This window comes from Streptomyces sp. NPDC090499 (genome assembly GCF_044769305.1).
Classification (GTDB): Bacteria; Actinomycetota; Actinomycetes; order Streptomycetales; family Streptomycetaceae; genus Streptomyces.
Map to the genome: position 1 here is coordinate 59,536 of NZ_JBIVXP010000005.1, position 25,976 is coordinate 85,511.

The window sequence follows — 25,976 nt, forward strand, 5'->3', positions numbered from 1 at the left end:
CCGCCGTGATCGTGGTGTATCCGTATGCAAGTCAGTCCCTTTCCGATACCTCCGCAGGTGAGCTCACGACCTCTGCAGCTCTGGTGGTCGCGGACTCCGGTGGCAGGGTGATCTGCTGGAGTGCCGGGGCACAGGATCTCTGGGGATACACGACGGCGCAGATCACCGGGCGGCCGTTGGCCGATCTGTTCGGAGCCGACGCCTCGGTCCTTCGGGATCGTGGGGGCAGGTCGCTGGAAGGGCGGGCACACCCGTATGCGTTGTCGGCTTACGAGCGACCGGCTGCCTTCCTCCTGACGGCGGAGCGCCGGACGGAAGAGGGCACACGCTCCGCTGATGACCAACTGACGCGATGGCTGTTCGAGCAGTATCCTTCCCCGCTTGCGCTCTTCGGTCCGGACGCGCGACTTCGGAGAATGAACCAGGCCGCGTGTCGCTCGGTCGGCGTGAGCGAAGACGATGTCCGAAATCGATTCGCCACCGACTTCATCAAAGAACCTGCTTACGCCGCGGCGCACCAGCGTCAGCTGGTGCGGCGAGCGTCCGAGACCTCACACCGACAGAGCAGCAGTCCATGGAGATTTTCGTCAGAACGCGGGACGAGCCCAGCGCCCACGCCTGGTCGCTGGATGGTGGGTACCGCCCGGGAACTCGCCGCGGTCGCCGTACCCCGCTTCGCGGACGTCGTCAGCGTCGAGCTGCTGGAACCCGTGTTCCAAGGTGACCTGCCCGGACCTGTGCTATCCGGGCAGGTCCGGATGCGCAGAGCGGCACACCGGTCGGTGGGCCAGCCCCACAAGAACGATCCCGCACCCGGTCCGACGACCCTCCGTCCGCCTTCGTCTCCCGTCGTCCGTTGCCTGGTCACCAGCCGGGCGGAACTGCACGGCGTCACTGCCTCGGACGCAGCCCGGTGGCTGGGCGCGGAGTATGCCCTCGGCCGAGGACGACCGCGCATCCAAAGCGCACTCGGTGATCGTGCCGCCCACCCGGGCGCGCGGCACCACGCTCGGCTCGGCCGTCTTCCTGCGTTGGGCATCCGAGGGCCGGGCCTTCGACTCGGGCGACCTCGCTTTGACCGAGGACCTGGTCACCCGTGTCGCGGTCTGCCTGGACAATGCCCGCCGCTTCACCCGCGAGCGAGGGATCGCGCTCGCGTTGCAACGCCGTCTGCTGCCTCAGGGGCCGATCGCGCATCCGGCTGCGGAGACGGCGGTTCGGTACCTGCCGGCAGGCGGGGAGACCGAGGTGGGAGACGACTGGTTCGACGTCATTCCGTTGCCGGGCGCACGAGTCGGCCTGGTCGTGGGAGACGTCGTAGGACACGGCATCCATGCCTCAGCCGCCATGGGAGGATTGCGTACGGCCGTGCGCACGCTCGCCGACATCGACCTGCCGCCCGACGAACTCCTCACGCATCTCGACGACATCGTGACCCACTCGGTGGACGGTGAGAACCCGGATGCCGAGGCCGCCGGGACGGACTGGATTTCCGGAGACCTCGGGGCGAGGTGTCTCCATGCCGTCTACGACCCGGTGGCCGGCACCTGCACCCTGGCCCTGGGCAGGTCAACTGGTGGGAACGACGCGGCGTTTGACGAGTTCGAATCCAGCGCGTCCGTAGTGTCGGCAAGCACGATCAGCGGACTGCGGTAGGGCAGAAAGGCCGCGATCTGATCGGTGATCGGTCGAGTGCCGCGGTCCGGCACCCCCGGTGCGGTCGCCGTGGCGTTCGCAGTCAGTGACGGGCGCGGCACCGCCGTCAGTGGCAGTCGCGTCCTGCCCACCTCGCCCCACGCCGGTGAGCGTCAGCGGCCGCGCCTTCCGCAGACGGCGGCGGACTCCGCGAGATCCCGACACGTGCCCGCGAATGTGGTCAAGGCTGTGGGTGGATTCCCAGCGTCTGACGTCTGGTTGGGTGACTGCCACTTCTTTGCCTTCCAACGGCACGCCATTGTCCTGGAACAACCAGGACGCCTGTCTGCGGTGGCTGGCCCCCGTTCCTTGCGGGCGGTGAGCAGGGGCGCGGCGTCGCGCCCCTCCCCGAATGCTGCCTTGCGACATGAGCGGCGAGCGGGTCGGCCGGTCAGGAACGCTGCTCGCGCAGCGGGCGCAGCGCACCGGAGACCCGGTGCAGCTCGGCGAGCATGTCGCTGGCCGCGGTGTCGAGGATGTCGGTGCTGTGGAAGTGGCCCGCCTCGTCGAAGAACTGCCCCACCAACGGGATCGCGACGCTCTGGTCGAGCGGCACCATCCTCAACGGCAGAGTGAATTGCCGGAGGGCCTGGACGGCGCGGGAACCGGCCGCGACGCCGCCGTAACTCACGAAGCCGAGGGGCTTGTACTGCCACTCGGCGTGCAGGAAATCGATGGCGTTCTTCAGGGCCGCGCTTGGGCCGTGGTTGTACTCCGGTGTGATGAAGACGAACGCGTCCGCTCGCGCGACGGTCGCGCTCCACTCCTTGGTGTGCGAGTGGGCGTAGCGGCCGAAGAACGCGGGCTCCGGTTCGTCCAGGAACGGCAACGCGACGTCGACGAGGTCGATCAGTTCCACGGTGAAGCGGCCGTCGGCTTCGGCCTGCTGCTGGAACCAATCGGCGATGGGCAGACAGAGCCGACCCGGCCGGGTGCTGCCCATGACGACGTGGAGAACGGGACGGTTCACGATGGACTCCTTCTGATGAGACGGCCGGTGCCGCCAATGGGACTCGGGGGAGAGATGGGGAGCTGAGGAAAACGCGAACCACGACGATGGCGGACATCCGAGCTGGTCGGTCATCGTCGTGGCCGCCCCGCGATCGAGGCCTCGACGGGTTGCCCCGGACCCGCGCACGCCCGGCGCTCGGGTCGAGAGGAACGATCCCAACCAGGTGGTTTTCCCTCGGGTGCGGCGAGCTCCGAGACCGGCCACCAGAGCGCGAGGCGAGCGCGCAGCGCCGCCCAGGCCCGTTTACGGTTCGAAGTCCTCCCACTCGAGGAGACGGTGCAGCTGTTCGTGGCCTCGGCGATCACCTTCCACGGTCCGACCACCCGGAACTCATACCGAGTGAGGACAAGGCGGCGCGCGGCGAGGTATCGGCGGGCCGACTCTTGCTGCCAGCGACGAGTCGGTAGTGGCGGTGCTCGACGACTTACACGGGGACCTCCTTCTTTCCACTGAAAGGCCGCCGATGTTCCTTACAGTAGAGAATGAATCTGTTGAGCGGAAGAGTTGGGCGGTGTTCGGGACCGGCAACGCGCCTCGGTGTGCGCAACGATCCGCAGATCGTGGTCAGGACCTGCCCGGCCGATCATGTGCCCGCCCCATGCTTGGGTCGTTGTCGTGGGCATGGGCGGGGCCGGCCTGACGGATGTGGAGTGGGAACGGCTGCGGCCGCTCCTGCCGGTCAGCAACGGGAGTTGTGGTCGGTGGCGGGATCACCGGCAGGTGACCGAGCGGGATTCTGCACCGGGTTCGCAACGGAGTGCCGTGGCGGGATCTGCCCGAGCGGTTCGGGGTGTGCAGGACAGTCTGGGAACGCCACCGGCTGTGGTCCGCCGACGGCAACTGGGAACGCCCAGCAGATCCAGGCCGCCGCCTATGCCGCCGGCGGCATCGACTGGGCGCTGCGGTGGACTCCACCATCGTGCGTCGAAGGAGGCCGGCACAGCGGAAGACCAGGACGGGACGCCGTGGCAGAGCCTGTGTGCACGCCTGCCTTATCCGGCTCCTCACGCGCCCGGAAGCCCAACCGGCTGCTGTGGTCGACCGGGATCCTCAACACTCCCTTGAACAGGACGAGTTCGTATAGCAGGTCGAAGACCAGACGGACCATGGCCGCACCTGCTCGTCGGGGCCCTTCATGGCCTGGCCGTCGGCGAACGGTCAGATAGCCGACCGGCAGCGGCAGGGCCGGTTCACCTCGGCGGGCCTTGTCGATCCGTTCGTGCCAGCCCGACGCGGATTCCCCGGGGCGACACAATCGATGGCGTGCATCGACAGAACGCAGACAATCTATTGGATTAACCAAGGCCGGGTGCCCAGACTCAGACAAGAGGATGCACCAGGCCGAGCCGTGGGACATGCCCCAGTTTCCATCTGGGGTGGTCGCGGCTGCGTCGGTTCATCTGGTGCCCGACAGTAAAAGGAGAGAATCATGGCGACTCCGTCCGCTCCCGCTGTCCTGGGTCTCGACCACGCTGCGTATCGCTGTCGCGATGCGGAGGAGACCCGTCACTTCTACGAGGACGTTCTTGGGCTGCGCCTCGTTCACACGGTGCGAGAAGAAGCGGTCGTGAGCACGGGCGAGCCCGGCGGGTTCGTGCACCTGTTCTTCGAGCTCAGTGACGGGTCCAGCATGGCGTTCTTCGACCTCGGTGATGGCGAAGCCGCGCAGCCGTCGCCCAATACCCCGCCCTGGGTCACGCACATCGCCTTCAAGCTGTCGTCGCAGGAGGCGCTGGCCGCGATGAAGGCACGGGTCGAGTCCCACGGGGTTGACGTCCTCGGCGTCATCGACCACGAGTCCCAGGTGTCGATCTACTTCTTCGACCCCAATGGCATCCGGCTCGAGTTCACCTTCCTGACGGCAACCGCAGAGCAGCGGCGCGAATATGCCATGACTGCTCATGATCTGCTCAAGGAATGGGACGCAGAAAAGCCCGACCGTCAGCGTCGGCAAGCAGCGGCAGCGGGCGCGCGCGTATGACACCAACCACGGTCGCTCAGTGGGATCGGATTCCGGTCACCATCACGTTTGCTGAGCCGTCCCGTATGGTCGAGACGTACGGCTTTGCAGGGTCTCAGGGGCATGTGGTGTTGGAGGGCCAGCGCCTAGTTCCGCGGGACCGGCCTTCGGACACGGTGTATCTGTTCATGCATCCGTCTTCGACGCTGAACGTGCTTCCGATGCCGACCGCGCTGGCTGACGCGGGACTGCATGTGTTGTGCGCCGGAAGTCGGTATGCAAAAAACGATTCGTCGTTGATCATGGAGAAGGTCGCGTATGACCTGGGCGTCTATGTCAGTCATGCGCGTGAGGTCTTGGGGTATCGCCACGTTGTTTTGGTGGGCTGGTCCGGCGGCGGTTCGCTGGCGCTGTTCTACCAGTCCCAGGCTGAACGGCCCACGATCACCCACACCCCGGCGGGCGACCCGTACGACTTGACCGAGGCCGGATTGCAGTCGGCCGACGGCGTCGTATTCATCGCTGCCCATTTGTCGCGCGCGGAGACGTTGACGGAGTTCATCGATCCGTCGGTGCTCGACGAAACCGACCCCGACACGCGTGACATCGCGTTGGATATCTACAACGACGCCTGCCCGGCCAAGGCGCCGTTCACCGCTGAGTTCGTGCAGGTGTTTCGGGCCGCCCAGCTAGCCCGCAACCGAAGGATCACCGATTGGGTGCGCGACACGCTGGACTTCCTCAAGCGCAAGAACGACGGCGAAATGGAACGGGGGTTCGTCGTTCACCGCACGATGTGCGACGTGCGGTGGCTCGACCTCTCGATCGATCCGAACGGACGCACCCTGAACCAGACCTATCTGGGTGATCCTCGGATCGCGAATGCGGCGCCGGGCGGGCTTGCACGCTTCTGCAGCCTGCGCTCGTGGATGTCGCAGTGGTCCTACGACTATTCCAACGCGACCAGCTGGCGCGCAGCGCCGTCGATCCGCTCGACACCCGTCCTTCAGATCGTCAACGGCGCCGAAGACGCGGTACCCGCACCCCATAACCCCAAAATCCGCGATCTACTGGCCACTCCAGACAAGGAGTATCGCGAGATCGACAATGCAACGCATTATTATCTGGGACAACCAGAACAGCTGGCTGAATGTGTCCGCACTCTCGCGGACTGGAGCGTCAGGAAGGGGCTGCTGAAGTGACTACCGATCTCATGATCGGCGACCTGGCGGTCAGCCGCATCGAAGAGTCATGCGGCCCCTTCTGGAGCACGGACCTGTTCGCGAACCTTCCCAACGGCGCCTTTGATCGCGAAATGCACTGGCTAGCTCCAAACTATTTCGATATCGAGTCGCAGTTGCTGAATTTCAGCTCTCACAGTTGGGTCGTCCGCACCAAGTATCACGTCGTGCTGATCGACACCTGTATCGGCAACGACAAGCCGCGGTGGATTCCGGATGTCAATGAAATGCAGACGCCCTATCTGGAGCGCTTGGCATCGGTCGGCCTGACACCTGGCGATATCGATTTCGTGGTGTGTACCCACCTTCACGTCGATCACGTCGGCTGGAACACTCGGCTGCTGGACGGTCGCTGGGTGCCGACGTTCCCCAAGGCGCGCTACCTGTTCGGACGCCAGGAATTCGAACACGCCAGGCGTGTGGCGACAGGTCCAGACCCGGAATGGGAAGGTGTCTTTTACAACGACAGCATCCTGCCGGTCGTCGAGGCCGGGCAGGTGGAGCTGGTCGACGACGGATACACGATCGACGACAGCCTGGTCATGGAGGCCGCGTATGGCCACACCCCCGGACATATGGTCGTCCGGGCGACGGGGCTGGGGCAGACGGGTCTGTTCACCGGCGATATGATTCATCATCCGATTCAGATTCACCATCCGGACGTGAACAGTCGGTTCTGCATGGACCCGGATGCCGCCGCCACTTCCCGAAGGCGCTTCCTGTCGGAGTGCGCCGACCGGGGCCATCTGCTTTTGCCTGCGCATTTCGGGCCGCCGCACTTCGGACGAATCAGCCGGAACGGCGTAACCTTCCGGTTCGAGCCCGGCCTTGGTTGAAATGCACCGGAAGGTCCCGCGGTGCGAACTGCGTTCGCACGAGTGCAGCGACCGGCCGGCGGTGGAGTCGGTGAAGCTGACCACGCGCTTCTGCGGCGTGGTCGCACTTCGGGGCGTCAATTTGCGCGGCGGATGAGGCCCGCGGGTTCAATTGATCTGACCTCGGACTCTCACAAAGGGGCCGTCCGAGGTTGATCGAATAAGCGCGGAGTGCCTCTGAGCGGGACGATGGGGCTTATCGAAGGTCCTGTTCGTCGCCAAGCCGCAGGCGGTGCACGACCCCCCGAGTGAAATCCTGCTGGACCTTTGCGCTGACGACCGCCCCGGGCGGGGACTGCCTGACCGATGTCGCGATGCCGCACGCCGAACCTGCCGTCTTCGGGCCGGTGGCCCACGACCCGACCGTCTTCTGCCTGGCCGGCATGCTCGCCGTGGCCGGCGCTCGGGAACTGACAGCCATCCGAACCCCCGAAGCCGAAGTCCCCGACAGATGCGTGGCAGTTGGCCGGGCCGGATGCTCCGCACACCGACGGGCAGGTGATCGTGCACCTGGACGGCATGCTGGTGCTGGCCCACCCCGACGCGACGGCCCCGGAGAGCGGGTCTCGGGGCTGCTGGCCGGGCAGGCGAGTTGGTGGGCATGACCGGCGCCGAGCAGATCCATCAGGCGGTGCTGCAGGTTCCCGCCTCCGCGTAGAAGTCGGCCGTCGAACCCGGCGGTGAGATCCGTGACGGTGGCTGGGGCGCCGAACTCGCTGGAGATGTGCTGAACGATTGGCCTAGGAGTATGTGGCTGATCGTCCGCACGGAACGCCCGCACCACAGTGCCCAGTTGCGTTTCCGATGCCGACGGCAGGCACCTGACGGCGTTCGCCACCAACACCGAGGACGTCCTGAACGCCGCGCTGGAGCTGCGGCACCGCCGGCGGGCCCAGGCCGACAAGCACGTTGTGCGTGCCCCGACCGGGGCTTTCACTACAGGGGCGTCACAGTCCCGGACCGCCACACCGACACGGCGTCGGCCACGGGTACGTCGTACCCGGAGTCGACACCCACACGGACACTCTCGTCGCTGCGGTGACCACCACGACGGGGACCATGCTGGACACCCACACCTTCCCGACCACCCAGGAGGGCTGCCGGCATTCTTGGCCTGGGCACACACCTTCAGGCGGCTCCAACGGGCCGACGCCGAGGGCACCGTCCCCTACGGTGCGGCGCTGGCACGCTACCTGCACCGCGAAGGCGTCACGGTCATCGAGGTCAACCAGCGCGACAAGGCCCCCCGCCGCTGGCGCGGCAGGACCGACGCCATCGACGCGGCGGCTGCCGCCCAAGCGGTGCTGTCCTGCCGGGCCCAACCACCAACGCCAAGAGCAGCGACAGGCCGCTGGTGGCCGTCCGGATTTTCAAGATGTCCAAGGGCTTCGCCATCAAGTACCGCTCGCAGGCGGTCAACCAGCGCAAGGCCGTCCGGGTGTCCGCGGATCCTGCTCTGCGCGAGTCACTAACCGGGCTGAGCGACTCCAGCTCATCCGCTGATGCTGCGAGCCGGAGGCCGTGGACGGGATCGGCCCGGCAGGAGCGTCCCGTCACACGCTCCGACTGCCGGCTCGGCGAATCCAGCTCTCAACGGAGAGATCAACGACCTCACCGTGCGCATCAATTGCCGCATCGGCCCGGCAGCGCTGCCGCGTTACCGACAGCGGCCGGTGACAACCCACAACGGATCGGCAAATGAAGCGCCCTTCGCGCATTCCGCAGCGTCAGCCCGTGGAGGCGTCCTCCGGCAAGGCCCAGGGCGCAGGCTCAACGGCAGCGGCGACCGCAAGCCAACTCCGCGCTCTGCGCCATCGTCCTGGCCGGCCTGTGCTGGGGCACCCGCTCGCGCGACTACGTGGAGCGACGCATCAGTGAAGGCAAAACCCGTCGAGAAGTTATCCACTGCCGGAAGCGGTACATCGCACGGGAGATCTACCAGACGATCACCCGCGAACCGGGGTGACAGCAGCACCAGCCGCTCGACATCCACAGGAGCATCGACCTGCTTAGTGGCAGAAAACTCCGCAAGACCTTCGGCCAGCTGGGCGCGTGCACAATCGAGGATAGACTGAAATCATGAGCGAACCGAACCTCACGCGCGTTGATCTCAACCTGCTCGTGGTGTTCGATGCCCTGATGCGCGAACGGCACGTAGGGCACGCCGCCGAGCGGCTCCTATTGTCCCAATCCGCAACGAGCCACGCTCTGAACCGGCTGCGCGCTCTGTTTGACGACCCTCTTTTCACCCGCCATCCAAGGGGCGTCGAGCCAACGCCCAGAGCCCGCGAACTGGCTGAGCCGATCGCGGATGTCCTTGCTCACGTGCGCGGAATCATGCAACCGGTTGCTCCGTTCGACCCCGGCCAGGCACGCCGGACGTTCAGGATCGCGGCCCATGATCTCAGCGTCCTCATGGTTATAGCCCCGATCATGTCCGAATTGATCACCACTGCTCCGGGGGTCGAATTCCGAACGCTCACTCTGGACCCCGAAACGGTCGTGGATGAACTGGACCGAGGTAATCTCGACCTGGCCCTGGGCCCATTCGATTCCATGCCCAAGGCGAGAGAGATTCCGCAGCGGATCGAAATGACGCCGCTGAGTACAGACGAGTTCTTCGGCGTGGCTCGCCGGGGACATCCCGGGCTGGAGCACGGGCGAATGAGTCTGGAGACGTTCGTCGATCTGCCGCATGCTCGGGTGTCGTGGGACGGAAGTGTCCACGGACCGCTTGACGACGCCTTGCATGGGTTGGGCCATCGCCGGCGTGTGGTCCTGACGGTCAGACATTTCCTGGCACTGCCGTTCGTCATCGGATCGAGCGATCTGATCTGCGCGCTTCCCCGCCGGGCTGCGGAGAAGTTGGCTGAGACGGCTGCGCTGACGCTGTTCCCGCTTCCCGTCACCATCGATCCCTTCATCACCTACATTCTGGTATCTCGTCAACTGGCTGGGCAGCCGGATCTGGCGTGGCTCTGCAAGATGCTGCTCAAAGCCGGCAACTGCTGACTTTGGCTATTCATGAGGGCCCGTCAGCCTGCTGACGGGCCCTCATGAATAGCCTTGGGGGGGCACAGTCCGAGCAGTTTGAGTGCGCGGTTGTCGCGTCGGGTGCGCGGGGTTCCTCGGTTCGGGTAGGGGTAGTCCTGCTCGTAGGGACGAGAAGGCGCTGCGCAGACGAGGTTTGGGAGGACGCGAAGCTGGTCCAGGGCTCAGATGGCCACATCGATACGGGGCCAGTTCCCGGCGGGACGGAGGATGCGGCGCCGTCCGGGAGACGGACTGGGTGGCGGTGGAGAACAGGCGCAACCGCAGGCCGCGGGGGTCTCAGAGCCTGGCCGTGGCCGATGAGGGTGACCCGGATGATCTTGCGTCACGTCTCTTGATTGTGCGGTGTTGTGGAGGGGAAGGCTGCGCACGCCGGTGAGGTGGACGGCACGGACGTGGTCCTCGCCGCGGACCCGTTGACGGCGGCGCAGTTCGAGGGTGGCGATGAGCCCTGGACTCTCGGCCTTGGACACTCAGGACACTTGGATCTCGATGGTCTAGGAGAGCAGATGTCCCGTGGACATGAAGCACTGCCCACCGGAGGTCAAGGCGGAGGCCGTCGCGTTTTACGCGGTCCGGCCCGGAGCGAGGAGCAAGTCCGCCGCCGATCTGGTCGTCCCCACCGAGACGCTGCGCAACTGGATTCGCCCTGCTGACGCGGACAGCGGCTTGGCTCCCGCTCCAAGGCCCAGGACCTACCCTCAACGCCGATACGGTGTGGTGCGGTACGTGGCGTCGCGCACCTACCGCGTTCCCAGGATCACAGCCGAACTGCGCGGACGGCGACGAACGCGGTACCCACAAGGGTGTTGTCCGTCGCATGCAGTTCATCGGGCTGGCGGGCCTGAGGCTGCCCACGAAGAACCGCAGCATGGTCCCGGACCAGTCCGCGCCGAAGGCGCCGGACCTGATCGGATGGAACTTCATTGCTCAGACGCCGAACACGACGGACGTTCGGTGACATCATCTTTATCCCGCTGACCGGCGAGAAGTGCCTGTATGTGGTCACGTCCATCGGCCTGCCTCATGGCGGCCGGCCTGCTGGGCCATTGTGGATCGTATGCGTTCCGAGGCCGTCACCGACTCCCTGGTCGCAACCGAGCGCTGCCTCGGCAGCCTCGCCGCCCTGCGCACGGATCCCGGGGGCAAGCAATACGTCTTGGGCGTTCGCCGACGAGCGCGAGGCGAGGCTCTCGCTGTTCCGTCAGCGTCACCACCACAATTCCGTTTGCCGTGACTCCAGCCCCGGAAAACCGCAGCCCGATCCCTCTCGAGACCTCTCGAGACGGCACTCGGTACAGCACCAACTGTGCTCGCCCCAGCCGCATAAACCCGTATCCGGATCAAAGGCTAGAGATCCGGAGACGTCATCCAGAAGATCAAAAACGTGACGAGGGAAATCAATTACCGCCGTCGCCTCGTCGGAGGATGTCTCGCTGGGACAAGCCCATCCCTTGCCCTGACGACTTCATGAGTTAAGGCGCGGTAACCAATTGTCTCAGATCTACGCACCGGTTGAAAAGCCGCCGCCAGAGTACATTTTGGCGTTGATGCCGCCATCGACGGACAGAATTGCACCCGTGACGAAGCGGGCATCCTCCGAACACAGCCAGGTCACTACACCGGCGACATCGTCCGGTTCACCCAAGCGGTTCATCGGGACCGACTGGATCGCCCACGCCATGCCTTCTTCTGGAAGGTCGCCCATGAACGGAGTGTAGATCGGCCCGGGTGCAATCGCATTGACCCGAATTCCCGACGTCGCCATCTCGACTGCTGCTCCCTTGGTCAAGCCCGCGACGGCGTGTTTGCTGGCGCTATACAGGCCGAAGGTCTCAAACGATCGGAACGCGAATACCGATGCCGCATTGACAATTGCCCCGCCGTGCCCGCTCGCCTTGATTGCCAGCAGTTGATACTTCATTGACAGGAAGGTGCCGCGCACGTTGATCGCGAGTAGCCTGTCCATCGCGTCGTCTGGTTCGTCGAGCAAGGGTGTGTTCGTCCCCGATATCCCAGCGCAATTGATTCCGTAATCAAGGCGCCCGAACCTCTGGACCGCCGTGTCGACACATGCCTTGACGTCCTCTGCCACAGAAACATCGCCTTGCAGTGCCAGCAACCTGTCGCTATCCATTTTCTCCAGGACAGCCTCCGAAACCGGAGGGTTTCGATCGAACAGGACGACGCGGGCGCCGGCATCCAGAAAGCGGCTGACGCATTGTCCGCCGATTCCACTGCCGCCGCCGGTGACCATCACTACTTTGCCGTCAAATTCCGTCATCTCTACTCATCCGATGTGTTCTCGCGGACATTTGTATTCGCTTGTGAACATTCGTTTCGGGATTGGAGTCTCAATCCTAGTACTCAATGATTCCCTTGATCCCCCCGCCGGCCTGGATGGTCTGTCCGTTCAGCGCCGTGCTGCTGGGAGAGGCCAGCATCGTGGCCAGCCAGGCAATGGTCGACGGATCGAACAGTCGGCCGCTGCTGGTGGCGGCGGCGAGGCGCTGCTGTACATCTGCGGGCATCGCATCCGTGGGCATGACGCCGGGGTGGATGGCCATGGCGCAGACGCCCTTCAGGCCGAGTTCGTCGGCGAGGTTCTTCGTCAGTGCGGAGACGCCGGCGGTCCGGATCGCCGCGCTGTAGTTTCCTGACAGGCGCGCTCCGAGGCCTCCGATGCTGATGATCCGGCCCCAGCCCGCCTCCACCATGTAGGGCGAGGCTGCGCGTGCGGCACGCAGATAGCCACCGATCTTGATATCGATATCATCGAGCAGATGGCGGACGTCCATCTCTTCAATCGCCGCCACCTTGCGTCCACCCGGAACGGCAGCGTTGTTGATGAGGATATCGATGCCACCGAGCATGTCCGCCGCCGTTGCGACCATGGCTTCGACGGAGCTGTCATCGCTGACGTCGGCCACGATCGGCACGATCTTTCGGCCGGTTTCCTCCGCGAGTTCCCGGGCCGTCGCTTCCAGGGCCTCGCGCGTTCGGGCAGCGATCGAAACATCTACGCCTTCCAGGGCAAGCTGGCGGGCAATTGCCCTGCCAATCCCGCGGCTGCCTCCCGATACCACCGCACGCTTGCCAGTCAACCCGAGATCCATCGCCAACCTCCTCTTCCGGCGACCGGAGAACCGTACTCTCGAAAGACCGAAGGATGGTCGCTGCCCGACGGCCCTGTCTGACTTGCTCGTAGGATGACTGATAACTAAATATCGAGCAAATGGCTTGTATTAAGCATCTTCATGCATGGCATGCATGACGGCATTGCATCGTCCGGCCCGTCGGCATGCGAAGGATTGGGTGCCCACAGCGCGAGCCGCAGTCGACCCAGGGCCAGTTACAAGGTTGTTGATCCTGTGATTCTGAGGAGCTGGACGGGGCCGATCACATTACGTGTGGGGCCGGAGGCGGCGGGCAGGATGCCCGCGCGAGCCAGGCAGGACGCCGCGTAGCCGTGCATCATGGCCCAGATCTTCCACAGGCTGTCGGGCATCTCCTGCCCGGCACACCAGGCCTTTTGGTTCCGCGACGCAGGGCCACCACGCCGCTGCGCGGCTTCGGAGGCCCTTGTGACGGGTCGGCTTCTCGTGACGTTTGATTCAAGGGCCGATGAAGCCGGGGCGGTCGGTTTCGTCGACGAGGTCGGCGACGGCGACACCGGCGCCTCCGTTGGGAGGTCTGGGCCGCGCTGTCCGTCGCCGCCGAGACCTCCGACCGGGTGCGGGAAATCCTCAAGGTGACCGATGACCAGCGGCGCCCAGCCGCACACCGCTGGTGTCCGCAACGACGGGCATCTGCAGAAGGAATCATGCGGCGGGCGTGCACGACGAGTCGGCAGATCACAGGCTGGGCCGAATCCGTCTGGGTGTGAGCAGGGGCAGGAGGTCCTAGCCCTGCGCGTGACCGCCGGGCATCGTGGCGACAGCCCGCAGTTCAACCCCGTCCTGCGCTGTATCCGCGTGGCCGCTCAGGTGCGGGTCGCCCCCGCATCTGCCCCCGCGTGGTCCTGGCTGCCACCGGCCGAGGCAACCGCGCATATCTGCGCTCACGCGGAAGCAAGACGTGCATCCCCCCGTAAGGAGGACCTGGATGTCTACCGCAAGGCCGAGGATTCCAAGAGCGGCCGCCGGTTGTGCCACGCCGTCGAGAACGGCATCAACCGGCTCCCACGTCACCACTCGGCGCGACAAAATCGCCGTCCGCTTCCAAGCCGTCCTGATCATCACCGAGGGAAACTGACCAGCTTATGGAGCAGGCCCCTCTTCAAGGCGCGTTCCACATGTCGCTGAGTTCCGCCCAGTTGGGTGCCGGGCCCGGCAGGGCGGTGGGTTGGTCGGCGGTCGTGACGCGCAGCCCGGCGAGGACCAGGTCGAGGTACCGGAGGTGGAGCGCTGCGGCGCGCTCGCCGGTGGCGGGTATCCGTACGGAGAGATGTTCGAGCAGCAACGGGATGTCAGCGGAGGTGAAATCGGGGCGCAGTGCTCCGGCCCGGTGGGCGCGTTCCACCAGGTCCTCGAACGCGGCCCGCAGCAGGTTGGCGGCAATCACGACGTCGTCCGTGGCGGGTAGGCGGCCTCCGACCAGAGGGAGAAGAGGATTGCCTGTCTCCTGGGAGGACAACGCGTCCCGCAGGAAGCGGACGAAGGCCGCCCAGGGATCGGGCTCCTCGGCGAGAGCCGTGCGTGCCTGGGCGACGAGCTGTTCCATGCCGACGATCCGCATCCGCTCGGCCAGCAGCTCCTTGCTGGGATAACGGCGGTAGAGACTGCCCATGCCGATGCCGGCTCGACGGGCGATCTCCGAGACGGGGGCATCCCAGCCGCGCTCGGCAAAGACCTCGCGCGCTGCCTTCATGAGGCGGACATCGTTACGGTCCGCCTCCCGCATCCGGCCGCGCGGCGTACCTGTGTGCGTGTCACCCATGACGAACCATTCTCCTCTACCGTCGGGCCACCCCGTGGCCACCGTCAACGGTGAGAACCGAGCCGGTGATGAAGTCGGCTTCATCTCCGACGAGCATCGCGATCGCTCGGGCCACATCCTCCGGCTCCGCGACCCGTCCGAGCGGAGTGTGCTCCGCCATGCGGTCTTGGAACTCCTGCGACGTTCGGGCACTGCGTTCGGTGCGGACGAAGCCGGGGGCGACGACGTTGACGTTGACTCCGAGTGGTCCGGCCTCGTAGGCGACGAAGCGGGCGAAGGCGTTCAGGGCGGCCTTGGCAGTGCCATGTGCGGCCATGCCCGGGGCGGGGGGACCGTCGGCCACGGTGCTGGAGACGTACACGATCCGGCCTTGCCCGTTGGCGTGCATGATCGCTAGTGCTTGCTGGGTGAGGGTGTAGACGGACGCGAGTTCGTTCGTCACCTTCGTCCTGAAGTCCTCCCAGGTCAGAGCCTGCACGGGGGTAGGTGTGAAGAGGGCGCCTGCGTTGCAGACAAGGACGTCCAGGTGCCCGTCGACAGCCGAACGCCTCAGGAGGTCGGCCGCCTGGGCGGGGTCGTACACATCGGCCTGTACGGCGAAGGCCTCGCCTCCGTCGGCCTCGATGAGCTTGACCACCTGGTCGGCCGCCTCGGCATTCGAGAAGTAGTTGACAGCTACGCGGTATCCCCGGCCGGCAAGTTCACGCGAAGTGGCTGCGCCGATTCCCCGGCTGCCGCCCGTCACCAGGGCCGTCGGCTTGGGTGTCGCCTTCATGTGTCCTCCACGTCGGTGTGTCCATGTATTGCACAGCAATCCTATTGGAACGGAGCGCTCCGTTCCAGACGTTCTCTCGTCACACGCCCGACTGCTCGGGCCGCCCTGTGAGGTAGGCCACGTCGGGTTGGGCCGGGGGCTGCCTCTGAAGCCGGATATCGCCGCTGGAGGTCTCGTCCCCGCACTGTTCGAACCCGCTGTGGGTGGCTGTCCTGTAGGGCCGTCCGCGCCTGGAGGGGGAGGCGTGGGTGGAGTGGAGGCCGATGGCGCCCTGTTCGCGGGGTGCGCGTGCCGGCAGCTTCTCGGCGAGCGGATCCAGCTGCCGGCGCGTCTCGGTGCCGTTGCCACGGCCGGGTGGTGGGGCGGGTGTGGAGGAACGGCGCCCTTCGGCTCGACGGACTTGGTGCCGAACGGGCAGGCGAGGATGTCCTGCCAGGGTGATGTTGTCCCCGACGTGCTCGATGCCGGGCCGGGCGCTGCCGAACCGTCAAGAGCGGTGAGCGGGTGTGCTGGTCGGTGCGGCGGCCCGGTGCTCTCCGGGACGGGGTGTGATCAGGTTCCGGTTGGGGCGAGTGCTTGCGGCAAGGTGCTGCCTCGTCGCAGGGCGGCGGGTTATTGGGTGGCGGTGGTCTGGATGCCGGACGGCTTGAGTACCTGGTTCAGGGCGGCTCGCCGGTCCTCGCTGATGCGGGTGAGTGCCTGGGCGCTGTCGGGGTGGTGGTCGGCCTGGGCGATGACGGCCAGTAGGGCGGTGCGCATTGCGGGGACGTTGATGCCGGTGCGCAGGCTCCTCAGCCAGGCGGTGGCCACGGTGCGTACGTCGCTGCCTGGTTCGGGGTAGTCGCCGATCTCGGGTCCTTCGAGGACGAGGTCGAAGAGGAGGGTGGCGCGGTCGGGCCAGTGCCGGTAGAGGGTCTGGCGGGTGACGTCGGCGCGTTCGGCCAGCAGGGCGTAGGTGAGTCCGGTGGGTCCGACCTGGGGCAGGAGTTCCCGGGCGATGGTCAGGATGCGGGCGCGGGTGCGCTGGACGCGGGGGTTGCTCGGGGTCGGCTGGCGGCGGTGGACAGGCGTCGGGGGGGCATGACTCCAGGCTGGTCAATACTCATACGCGATGTGTGATGTGGTTCTCGCACCCTTAGAGAATCATGCGCCGAGTATGATAAACCGTCACCGGCCTTACGTGTTGCATCATTTGCGTTTGCCCAGCCGGCGGCGAGCACTGCAGATCGGCGCCCGGGACGGCTGGCGAGCGGAGGGAGCGAGCCATGATGGATCCAGATCCCCGCCCGACCACGGGACGACGTCAGTTGCTGACGGCAGCGCTCGTTGGCGGCATCGCCACCGCCACCGCCCCGGCCGCGGCGGCCGCCACGTCTGGCCGGGTACACATTCCCGGCACCACCCGCTTTCTCGACCACACCGTGGATGTCGCACGTGCCACCCCGCAGTTGGTGCGGCAGCTGAGCGACTATTTCACCGACAAGACGGATCGCAAGCCCGCAATGACCATGGCCCACTTCTCCCGGCAGGTCATCTACGTCGACGCGATACTCGGCTGGTCTCTGTCATGGCAGGCCCTCGACGACCTCTTCGCCAGAATTATGCCGATGTGGCCCGCCACGGCCGAGTCGTACCCGGTAAAGATCCTCGGCAACGCGGACAGCGCGCTGGTCATGTTCACCGACACCCCGGAGCTGTTCGGTCATGAACTGCGCCCGCTGGGATTCGTCGACTTCAGGCACGGCCAGATCGTTCGATGGGTCGACTACTGGGACGGCCGGGAGTTCACCCTCGCGGACATTGCCGCCCAGCGCACGCCCGCCGACCAATTCCCCGACGACTTCGGTGAGAAGGCCGTGGGCGAGAACGCCGCACCCGCGATGCGACGAACCGCCCACGCGCTGGCCCAGGCTCTGGCAGCAGGTGACGCCGTCGCGGCCAGCGCACTGTTCAGCGCGGACGGGATCTTCGAGGACCGGGTCCTCCACACCGGCGTCCACGGACAACAGGCCATACGCTCCTACCTCGGCCGTGCGCTGCACCACCTGCCCTACGGCCTCGGCGCGCAGGTGCGGCACGTCGTGGGCAGCACGGTCGGCGGCGGCTACGAGTGGAAGCAGACCACCGGTCCGGTGCACCGTGGCGGAGCAGCCCTGGAACTGGACCAAGACGGACGCATCTCCCACTTCACCGCCGTCTGGGACGGTTCCCTGGTGTCCGGGGCGGAACTCAACCGCATCCAGTCACTCACCATCGAAAGCTGAGAGGGCTGGCTGGTTTCTTCTTGGGCGGGGACGTCCGTCAACTCCCGCACGTTCCCGCCTGCGCCGAAACGGCGTACCGCGATGCCGCAGGATCGGACAGCAAAGACGTGGAGATGATCGGGGCAGCGCGGAGCAGGCGAAGCGATCCCTAACTTGACCTCAAGTACGGTCGAGGTTTTAGCGTCAATACGCGCCCATCGCTAAAGTCGCATCGGGGAAGGAAATTTCATGCCCAGGCTCGACCACACCATTGTCCACAGCACCGACAAATTTTCCGGTGCCCGCTTCATAGCCGACCTGCTCGGCGCACCCGAGCCCAAGGAAGGCGGCCCGTTCGTCATCGTCCGTCTCGACAACGAGGTTTCCCTCGACTATGCCGAGCACCTGGTCAAGGGAAAGGACTGGGTACCCACCCATTACGCCTTCCACGTCACGGACGCGGAGTTCGACGTTATTTTCGCGCGGATCCAGCAGCGCAACCTGCCGTACTGGGCTGACCCTCAGTGCGCCGAGCCGCAGACCATCAATCACCTGGACGGCGGTCGCGGCGTGTACATCCAGGACCCTGACAGCCATGTCATGGAGTTCCTCACCGTCCCCTACAGTGACGAGACGCTCGCCAATGGGGGTGTCCACCACAGGCGGAGCTGACCTCGGAGCGGACGAGCGGCCTAGGGCTGAGAGACGGGCTCCGGCTCGGAAAACCCTGACACGTCGTGGATCAGCCGCTCGGTCCAGGAAGTGATCCACCGGCAGGGTGGCCCGAGCCGGTCAGGACTGTTGATCGCATCCGCCCCGTGAGCATGGCCCAGCCCGGCTCGGCATATGGGTCTTTGTCTTCGGGCGAAACTCCGCCGGTTGACCCTTGCTGCGCTCGACGGCGTACCCCCGGGCTGGGACCACCGTCAAGCTGCGTCCCGCCGAGTCGCTGAACGCCGAAGGCAAGGTCAGCCGGGCGTCGATCTCCGCTGGGGCCGCGCCGTCGGCCCGGATCTATCGAGTCGTGATCAATCTGGGGACTCGCCCTGGTGACGGGACGTGGTTCGCGCCTCTCCCCTGAGGCGCTGTCATTGAGCAGTAGGGCACTACTGCTGAACGGTGCGTAACGTGTCGGAGCATGACGCTGCTGCCGAACCTGCCTCACACACGGAGCTGCTCCACCTGTTGCGAGAACAGGCTTTCGGCAGGAGCGCGGTGCCTGTGTCTGCCAAGGAGTGGCCCGGCCCCCGCTGCCCTTTCGGACGGTTACGGCCAGCCGAAGGGACAGCACCAGGCAAGGACGGGCTGCTTACGCTGACAGGCATGGACCTGCCCGTCATCGCTTGAGGAGTTGCTACTGATGCAGGCTGTTCGTTTTGCCGTCTCTCCGCTGCTCACGGCCGCGGCGGCACCCACCGTGGGCGTAGTCCGCCAAGTCGGGGCCGATCAGCTTTCCGCCCCGACGCCGTGCAGCGACTGGACCGTGCGGCAGTTGGTCAATCATCAGCTGTCCGGGGCCCTGGCCCTGGGAAGCGTGGCACGCAAGGAGCAGGTGCCGCCGCCCGCCGAAAGCACCGCGGATCTGATCGGTGACGACTGGGCGGCGCGGCTCGAAGAGGAGATCGACCGACTCGTCGCGGCGTGGAGCGAGCCGTCCGCCTGGGAGGGGACCGTCTCGCTGGGTGGTAACGAAAGGCCCGCCGCGGTGGTGGGCGGAGTCGTCCTGACTGAACTGGTCCTGCACGGCTGGGACCTGGCCCGCGCGACCGGTTTGGACGCGGAATGGTCCGACGACGTTCTGGAGTTCGTCCGCGGCGATCTGGCCAAGAGGATCGAGCAGGGCCGCCAACACCGGATGTTCGGTCCCGAGGTCGCGTTGCCGGCCGGCGCATCCGACCTGGACAAACTGCTCGGCCTGAGCGGACGCGACCCGAACTGGACTCCTCGGCCCAGGAATGCAACTCCTCGGCAAAGTTGAGCATCGGCAGGTTCCCGTGCGTGCCGTGCCTGTATCCGCCATCAGACAGCCGGACCTGGCCCGAGCCGGCGTGCGGCTCCCCGATCTCGGCAAGCTGTAGGGCCTCCGAGCCACCCCGCACAGTGCAAATGCCGCGTCTGCACTCCTCGTCACATGCACCTGCCGCCGTACATACATCTCCCGCCGCGGGTGAGGGCGGCGGACATCACCTGAGATTCCCGGCAGGGACGGTCTGGCTCCCGCTGTCCCTCCGGCACACCCCGCTCGACTTCGCTTACTCACGTCAACGGCTGCTGGCCGCACCATTGTTGGAGCAGGTTGCGGAAGGCCCCTCTTCTCCGACCTCGCCGTCCTGATTCGTTTAGCCAGCGGGGACCTGGCCGAGCAGAAGGACGAACTGACCAGGGCCTGCCGCTACATAGGCTCGACCTGCTGGGCGCGGCCGCGATTCCAGCCGATCGGGTCAACCATCGGCGACACCGCCCTGCCCATGCGACTTACCGTACGGTCTCACGGACAAATCGCCGAGTGACCCCTGGTACCCCACTCGAGCAGGCCTGCCCCGCGGAGGCAGGGGGCTTCGACCTCGGTGGTCAAAACCCCCTGCGTGCTGTCGGCGAGCCCCATCGCCGTGCGGGAGTAGGGCGTGTCGCCACCTGCGGTGGTGATGGCGTACTGCCCTCGGTCAGCTCACCGGTGGTGCGGAGAGGTCAGGTAGTGCTGACGCAGGAGTTCCTTGCCGTAGTCGTTGCCGTTGGGCGTACGGATGACGGAGTGTACGTGCTTCTGCGTGGGAGCGTCCCCCTGCTTGGCGCCATACGCACCCGCGAGCGGCCCCGGGGCCTGGCAGTCGACCTCGACCCAGACGACGGGGCTCTGCACGCGGACGTAGAAGGCGTCGTCGTCGCCCGTGCCGCCTGCCCAAGTGACGTAAGTGTCGTCCAGGTGGCTGCGGACTTCGGCCATGCGTACGCGCGCCACGTCGGCCTTCCCGCGGCTGACGAAGGCGTCCACGATGCCGAGCAGCTTCTGCTTCTGCGTGGAGTTGAGGGCGTGGGCGCGCAGGCCTTCGTATGCCTGGACGCTGTTGTCGGAGAAGGCGCCGGCCTTCATCGACTCGTCCGACTTGGTCGCCGAGGCGATCATGACCTTCTGCTGTGCGGCCGTGAGCGACTTGGCGAACGCGAGGCTGGCGGCTACCTCTTCGTGGCAGACGGTGACGGTCTCGCCGTCGATCTCCATCGAGGTCGGCTCGGACCCCCAGAAACAGGGGCTCATGACGACCTGGTCGCCGAGGACGAAGTAGTTGATGACCAGGTGGTGGCCGTCGAACTGGAAGCCCCACGGCTCGTCGGCGGACGGGGTGCCCATGACAGTCCAGTAGTAGGCGTCCTCGTTGAACGACTTCGTGTTGTCGATGGCCTCACCGGCCGCTTGGTTGATCCGACGGATCTTCTCGGTGGTCTCAAGACCGTCGGCGCTGAGCGCCGCCTTCAGCAGGGCGGTACCCAGCTGCTTCTGCTTGTCGGTGAGGTCGGCGAGGGTCACCCCCTGACGCTCGTAGAAGTCGATGTTGCTCCACAGACGCCACTCCGTGGACTGCACTGTGAACTGGGCCGACTTCTTCTGGTCGGCTGTGAGGCCATCCAGGAAGTCGTTGACGGCGCTGATGACCGGGGCGGTGCTCACTCCGGTGGAGTGGATCGTGAACAGGTCGTCGATCCGCTTGCCGTCGGTGGTCACGCCGAAGAACTCCTCGGTGATCCCCTGCTCGGCCATGCCGGCCGGCGCGCCGTCGGGAGCGCCGCCGGCCGAAGGGCTTGCCGACACGTCGGCCGAGCCGGCGGTGGCATCGTCGGCGAGCGCCGTCCAGGCGCCGGCTCCGCCCATCGTTGCGACGGCCGTGGCACCCGAGGCGAAGAACACCCTCCGCATGAAGTTGCGTCGGCCGGCCTCCGCGCGGTGGCCGGCGAGCCGCTTGGGTTCCTTGTGGTCTGCGCTGTCCAGCTGGGGCATCGTCCCTGTCTCCCTTTGCCATGAGCAGGTTCCGTCCGGCACCTGCTGGGAGACACCACCGTGCCGCACTCCACTGAGATCAACCTGAAACGGACCCTGGTCCGGCGGTTGCAAGGCGACTCTGGCAGGCGCGCACCATGCTTGACCTGGCAATTCGCAGCGACTGTGGGACAGCTTAGAGCTGGCGGCTGGGACCGGCGAGCGCGGTGGAAAGTTCCGATTCGAGGGGGAGGGTCAAAGTGAACTCGGTGGCTCCCGGCCGACTTCGCACGGTGATCCCGCCTTCGTGGGCCTGGGCTATCGCGGCCGCGATAGCGAGGCCAAGACCTGAGCCGCCTTCCCGGCCAGGGCTGCGCTTACGGGAGGTTTCAGCCCGAGTGAAGCGTTCGAAGACCCGTGGCAGGAGCGCGGAGGGAATGCCGGGGCCGTTGTCGTGCACCCGGATGGAGCAGTGACCGTCCGAACGCTCCACGGTGACGGTGATCTCCGTGCCGGGGGGAGTGTGCACTCGTGCGTTTGTCAGCAGGTTGGCCAGAACCTGGTGAAGACGTGCCCGATCGCCGACCACGTAGACCGCTGCGTCGACGCGCAACCTGACCTGCCAGTGGTGCCCGGCGGCAGCCGCCTTGGCGTCCCACACGGCCTCTGCTGCAAGCAGGGAGACATTGACGCTGTCCCGGCTCAGAGGCCGGCCTTGGTCCAGGCGGGCAAGCAGGAGGAGATCCTCAACCAGCTCGGCCATACGTGCCGACTCCGCCGAGATCCGCCGCCAGGCGAGGTCCGGCTCCACTGTGCCTGAGCCGCCTTCCATCAGTTGTGCGTATCCTGCGATCGAGGCGAGCGGCGTGCGCAGCTCGTGGCTGGCGTCCGCCAGGAAGCGGCGCATCCCTTCCTCGGTGGCCTGCCGGGCGGCGATGGAACTCTCCACATGGTCGATGAGGTGGTTGAGCGCGAAGCCGACCTGGCCGGTTTCGGTAGCCGGCGAGAGATCGTGCTCGGGCACTCGGCTGAGCGTGGTCACCTCTCCGCGGGCGAGTGGCGCCCGTGCCACCTCGGCGGCCGTCGCGGCGACCCGGCCGAGCGGGCGCAGTTGGCGGCGCACCACCACTGCGCTCGCGGCACCTGCCGCGACGAGACCGCCTGCGGCGATGGCCGTCTCCAACACCACCAAGCCGTTGATCACGTGCTGAACGTCGTCCATGGGAAGTCCCACGAGCACCCTTACCTCGCCGTCGTCGACGAGTGTCAGACGGTAGGTGCCGAGTCCGGAGACCACCTGGGTGTGCATCGTGCCGTCGGCGGACAACCCCTCCAGGCTGTCGCGTTGCGCGGCGGAGAGGGCGCGGTGCTCACCGTCGTCGGTGACCACTCCGGCGGCCAGCACCCGTCCGGACGCGTCGACCCGGGCCGCCAGCGTTCCGGAGGTCTGTCCCCGGATACTGAGGAATCCCGTGTCGGTCGGCCCGCGGGTCCACTGCTGCAAAGCGCCCTGGCTGCGCTCGGCGGCTTCGGTGACCCGCTCGTCCAGGGAGCTCATCAGGTAGTCGTGTTGTGCCCAGGCGGTGACGACGGCCATGGTGGCGCACACGATCGTGAGGATCACGGACACGAAGACGACCAGGCGCGTCCGCAGAGACCAACCCGGCACACCTGGCGCTCGGCCAGCGCGTCTCAGCATGGACGGCCACCAGCGGGCCTCAGCACGTAGCCGACGCCACGCACGGTGTGAATCATAGGACTGCGTCCCTTGTCGATCTTCGATCTGAGGCTGTAGACGTACACCTCCACGAGGTTCCCCTCGCCGTCGAACGAGTGGTTCCAGACGTGATCGAGAAGCTGTGTCTTGCTCAGGACCTGACGGGGGCAGCCGATCAGGTACCAGAGAAGATCGAACTCCTTGGCCGTGAGAGTGATCTCTGCCGCACCGCGCCACACCTCGCGGGTCGTCTCCGACATGACCAGATCGCCCAACCGCCGCACGGTCTCATGGACACCCGCTGTGCCCGCACCACTACGGCGGAGCAGTCCGCGCAGCCGTAGGACCACCTCGTCGACCGAGAACGGCTTGGTCACGTAGTCGTCCGCGCCCGCCGACAGACCCTCCAACCGATGCTCCAGGGCGTCCCGGGCGGTGAGCATGAGTACCGGCAGGTCGGCGTTCTCGTAGCGCAGCCGGCGCAACACCTGCGGTCCGTCGAGATCCGGCAGCATCCAGTCGAGCACTACTACTTGAGGATCGAACACCCGGGCCAGTTCGACTGCATCGCGCCCGTCCGCCGCGAGCAAGGGCTGCCAGCCGGCCCCGGTGACAGCGGCCGACAGTACCTCGGCAAGCTCCGGCTCATCGTCCACCACCAGCACACGGACACCGTTCGGGGAGTCGATCACATTGCGAGACATGGCCTCATGCTGGCGAACAAGACTGTGGGTGTTCTGTGCGCGATTCTTTGGTCCGGGTCACCGCACTCGGCGGCACGGGATCACCTCGTCACGGTCCAGAGGCAGGCCGTTCCCAGGATGACCACTCAACTTGGCACTGCCGGGAAACTTGCTGTTTGCTCATGCGGCAGCGTGATCAAACGGAACGCTCAGGGTGTTCCGAAGCCCCGCTGTTGTCGAGGTGTTCGAAGTCCCGTTCCGGCGAGCGCATTCTTGTGCCGGCGAGCGACCTGGTAGGGACGAAAGCGATGTGGGTGAGAGACCCCCTCAACGTGCTGTGGTGCGACGAGGATCTGAGTGCTGTTCTCGGCACATACACGAATTCCGTGGCTGCTGGTGGTGTGTGCTGCCGGGCTGACCGAACTGTTGACGCAGCTGGCCGCAGTGTCGGTCGAGGGTGTGGAGGCCCGTCGCGACGCGCTGTGCCCGTGGACCGCTGCTGTTCCAGCACGCCCAGACACCGCTGATGGTCCGGCGCCGCTTCCTCCACCACCTCGGCCGTGGCCATGACAGTTGACTCGGCTGCAGAGACTGCCGGGCCTCGACGGGTTCCTCCCGCGTGGTCAGCCGCGGGGCAAGCTCAGTCTCGCCCCCTCAGCGCGTCGCGGGGCTTCCTCTTGCAGACCCTCCACCACCCGCACACGGGCTGCGACCTCCCGCTCCGCCGGTAATCCCAGCACCGACGCCACCGCGCACCCCTTGAGCACGAAGCGGACACAAGACGCCCGCATGTCTTCCTCAACCCGAGCTGCACCATTGGGATGCCGCCTCTGAGTCAAGCGTCGCATCCAAAGCAGCACGATGCGGGTGACGTCGATGAGGCCGGTTTCTTCGGGCCGGTGCACCGCGGCGTCGTGCAGTCGGCCCCGGAACCGGTTCAGACCTCCGGCGTGCGGGACACTCCGGCTGCGACAGTGGACAAGCAGGAGTGTCGGCGTGGACTCGACGTCGGCCCCGGGCCGGCATGCTGCGTGCCTCTGCGTTTGCCGAGTATGGGCCTCCTCATCGGGTCGCGAGGGGCTCCTGAGAGGCGACGATTCGCGCCAGATAGGCATCCCGTGAGGGCAGCAGATGAGCACGGGCGAGCTCGGCGAGTCTGTCGGTGTTGCCCTCTTCGAGGGCGGTGATCATGTGCCAGTGCTCACGCCGCGCGTTGGCCAGGATGTCTGACGAGTTCACGGTGATGGATCGCATGGCGTACGTCTTGCGGGCGTGAAGGCGGATGGCCTCCACCAGCGCGTCGTTGTCGGACAGGGCGAAGACCGCCTCATGAAAGGCGATGTTCGCGTACATGGTGCCTCGGGGATCCCCCGCTTCGGCTGCGGCGTCATGGCGTCGCTGCAGGTCTCTGAGCTCCTCAAGCCGCTGTGGGCCCACCGGTACCTGTATCAGGCGGGCAGCCTGCGTTTCTAGGATCTCCCGTACGACGTACACGTCGCAGACCTCGCGGGCGGTATAAGCGCGGATCAGGGCGCCGGCGTTCTTCCTGCGCTCCACCACACCGCGGACCTCGAGCTCCTGGAGGGCGCGGCGGACCACGTGGCGTTTTGCTTCGAACCGCTCCATGAGCTCGTCCTCGACGAGGCGCTCGCGGGGATACAGCGATCCGAGCGCTACCGCTTCCTCCAGGGCGTGGACGATCACTTCCGCTGTCCCTGCCTGCTGGGCGACTCCGTCCCGCTGCACTTCGCACCCCTCAACATCCCGTTGCCAGCACCGATTCTCGCACAACGGACCCCCTTGTCACGTGGCC

General features: G+C 66.2%; 20 protein-coding genes and 2 pseudogenes. 11 read left to right on the forward strand and 11 right to left on the reverse strand.

All coding sequences use genetic code 11. From position 1 onward, the window contains the following. Nucleotides 1-107: 107 nt before the first annotated feature. Both ACIQVL_RS19565 and ACIQVL_RS19570 read left to right on the forward strand, forming a co-directional pair. A pseudogene (locus ACIQVL_RS19565) lies at nt 108-551 on the forward strand (PAS domain-containing protein); the annotation flags it as partial. A gap of 379 nt (nt 552-930) precedes the next feature. Further along, nucleotides 931-1,656 carry a PP2C family protein-serine/threonine phosphatase gene (locus ACIQVL_RS19570; protein WP_403442558.1) on the forward strand — a complete coding sequence of 242 codons (726 nt, stop codon included), beginning with the start codon at nt 931-933 and terminating at the stop codon, nt 1,654-1,656. Nucleotides 1,657-2,086: 430 nt separating this feature from the next. Here ACIQVL_RS19570 and ACIQVL_RS19575 read toward each other — a convergent pair whose 3' ends face one another. Further along, on the reverse strand, nt 2,087-2,665 hold the full coding sequence (locus tag ACIQVL_RS19575; RefSeq protein ID WP_403442555.1) for an NADPH-dependent FMN reductase: 579 nt from the start codon (nt 2,663-2,665) through the stop codon (nt 2,087-2,089). Between the two features lie 778 nt (nt 2,666-3,443). Here ACIQVL_RS19575 and ACIQVL_RS19580 point away from each other — a divergent pair. The 6 genes from ACIQVL_RS19580 to ACIQVL_RS19605 all read left to right on the forward strand — a co-directional run bounded on the left by ACIQVL_RS19580 (nt 3,444) and on the right by ACIQVL_RS19605 (nt 10,795). Beyond that, nucleotides 3,444-3,791 carry a transposase gene (locus ACIQVL_RS19580; protein WP_403476211.1) on the forward strand — a complete coding sequence of 116 codons (348 nt, stop codon included), beginning with the start codon at nt 3,444-3,446 and terminating at the stop codon, nt 3,789-3,791. Nucleotides 3,792-4,136: 345 nt separating this feature from the next. After that, nucleotides 4,137-4,688, forward strand: a complete 552-nt coding sequence (locus tag ACIQVL_RS19585) for a VOC family protein (protein WP_403442552.1) — start codon at nt 4,137-4,139, stop codon at nt 4,686-4,688. Further along, the gene (locus tag ACIQVL_RS19590) at nt 4,685-5,869 is read left to right on the forward strand and encodes a hypothetical protein (protein ID WP_403442549.1); all 1,185 of its coding nucleotides are present in this window, start codon (nt 4,685-4,687) and stop codon (nt 5,867-5,869) included. The genes ACIQVL_RS19585 and ACIQVL_RS19590 overlap by 4 nt, the downstream gene beginning before the upstream one ends. Continuing rightward, complete coding sequence (locus ACIQVL_RS19595) at nt 5,866-6,744, forward strand: MBL fold metallo-hydrolase (RefSeq protein WP_403442546.1); 879 nt, start codon at nt 5,866-5,868, stop codon at nt 6,742-6,744. The genes ACIQVL_RS19590 and ACIQVL_RS19595 overlap by 4 nt, the downstream gene beginning before the upstream one ends. Nucleotides 6,745-8,862: 2,118 nt before the next feature. After that, a complete protein-coding gene (locus tag ACIQVL_RS19600; protein ID WP_403442544.1) occupies nt 8,863-9,795 on the forward strand; it encodes a LysR family transcriptional regulator in 933 nt (310 codons plus the stop codon). 859 nt (nt 9,796-10,654) lie between these two features. Beyond that, complete coding sequence (locus ACIQVL_RS19605) at nt 10,655-10,795, forward strand: hypothetical protein (protein ID WP_403442541.1); 141 nt, start codon at nt 10,655-10,657, stop codon at nt 10,793-10,795. Between the two features lie 543 nt (nt 10,796-11,338). Here the strand turns inward: ACIQVL_RS19605 and ACIQVL_RS19610 are convergent. From ACIQVL_RS19610 to ACIQVL_RS19635, 6 genes and pseudogenes are all read right to left on the reverse strand, one after another. Continuing rightward, nucleotides 11,339-12,118 (reverse strand): SDR family NAD(P)-dependent oxidoreductase, encoded by a 780-nt coding sequence (locus tag ACIQVL_RS19610; protein WP_403442540.1) that lies wholly within the window; start codon nt 12,116-12,118, stop codon nt 11,339-11,341. 76 nt (nt 12,119-12,194) lie between these two features. Beyond that, entirely contained in the window at nt 12,195-12,950 is a 756-nt protein-coding gene (locus tag ACIQVL_RS19615) for an SDR family NAD(P)-dependent oxidoreductase (protein ID WP_403475934.1), read from the reverse strand. A gap of 1,162 nt (nt 12,951-14,112) precedes the next feature. Beyond that, on the reverse strand, nt 14,113-14,772 hold the full coding sequence (locus ACIQVL_RS19620) for a TetR/AcrR family transcriptional regulator (RefSeq protein WP_403442535.1): 660 nt from the start codon (nt 14,770-14,772) through the stop codon (nt 14,113-14,115). Nucleotides 14,773-14,788: 16 nt separating this feature from the next. Beyond that, nucleotides 14,789-15,547 (reverse strand): SDR family oxidoreductase, encoded by a 759-nt coding sequence (locus ACIQVL_RS19625; RefSeq protein WP_403442532.1) that lies wholly within the window; start codon nt 15,545-15,547, stop codon nt 14,789-14,791. Between the two features lie 612 nt (nt 15,548-16,159). Beyond that, nucleotides 16,160-16,357, reverse strand: a complete 198-nt coding sequence (locus ACIQVL_RS19630; RefSeq protein WP_403442530.1) for a hypothetical protein — start codon at nt 16,355-16,357, stop codon at nt 16,160-16,162. Between the two features lie 75 nt (nt 16,358-16,432). Beyond that, nucleotides 16,433-16,555: pseudogene (locus ACIQVL_RS19635) on the reverse strand (helix-turn-helix domain-containing protein); the annotation flags it as partial. Nucleotides 16,556-16,812: 257 nt separating this feature from the next. Between ACIQVL_RS19635 and ACIQVL_RS19640 the strand changes: the two are divergent. The 3 genes from ACIQVL_RS19640 to ACIQVL_RS19650 all read left to right on the forward strand — a co-directional run bounded on the left by ACIQVL_RS19640 (nt 16,813) and on the right by ACIQVL_RS19650 (nt 19,768). Then, nucleotides 16,813-17,811 (forward strand): hypothetical protein, encoded by a 999-nt coding sequence (locus ACIQVL_RS19640; protein ID WP_403442528.1) that lies wholly within the window; start codon nt 16,813-16,815, stop codon nt 17,809-17,811. Between the two features lie 228 nt (nt 17,812-18,039). Beyond that, on the forward strand, nt 18,040-18,462 hold the full coding sequence (locus tag ACIQVL_RS19645) for a VOC family protein (RefSeq protein ID WP_403442525.1): 423 nt from the start codon (nt 18,040-18,042) through the stop codon (nt 18,460-18,462). A gap of 688 nt (nt 18,463-19,150) precedes the next feature. After that, the gene (locus tag ACIQVL_RS19650) at nt 19,151-19,768 is read left to right on the forward strand and encodes a TIGR03086 family metal-binding protein (RefSeq protein WP_403475935.1); all 618 of its coding nucleotides are present in this window, start codon (nt 19,151-19,153) and stop codon (nt 19,766-19,768) included. Nucleotides 19,769-20,458: 690 nt separating this feature from the next. Here ACIQVL_RS19650 and ACIQVL_RS19655 read toward each other — a convergent pair. From ACIQVL_RS19655 to ACIQVL_RS19670, 4 genes are all read right to left on the reverse strand, one after another. Further along, nucleotides 20,459-21,784, reverse strand: a complete 1,326-nt coding sequence (locus ACIQVL_RS19655) for a DUF3500 domain-containing protein (protein WP_403442520.1) — start codon at nt 21,782-21,784, stop codon at nt 20,459-20,461. A 175-nt stretch (nt 21,785-21,959) separates the two neighbouring features. Next, nucleotides 21,960-23,462, reverse strand: coding sequence for a sensor histidine kinase (locus ACIQVL_RS19660; protein ID WP_403442518.1), 1,503 nt, complete (start codon nt 23,460-23,462; stop codon nt 21,960-21,962). Further along, nucleotides 23,456-24,184 (reverse strand): response regulator transcription factor, encoded by a 729-nt coding sequence (locus tag ACIQVL_RS19665; protein ID WP_403442515.1) that lies wholly within the window; start codon nt 24,182-24,184, stop codon nt 23,456-23,458. The genes ACIQVL_RS19660 and ACIQVL_RS19665 overlap by 7 nt, the downstream gene beginning before the upstream one ends. Nucleotides 24,185-25,225: 1,041 nt before the next feature. Then, entirely contained in the window at nt 25,226-25,867 is a 642-nt protein-coding gene (locus ACIQVL_RS19670; protein ID WP_403442512.1) for a GntR family transcriptional regulator, read from the reverse strand. Between the last annotated feature and the right edge of the window lie 109 nt (nt 25,868-25,976).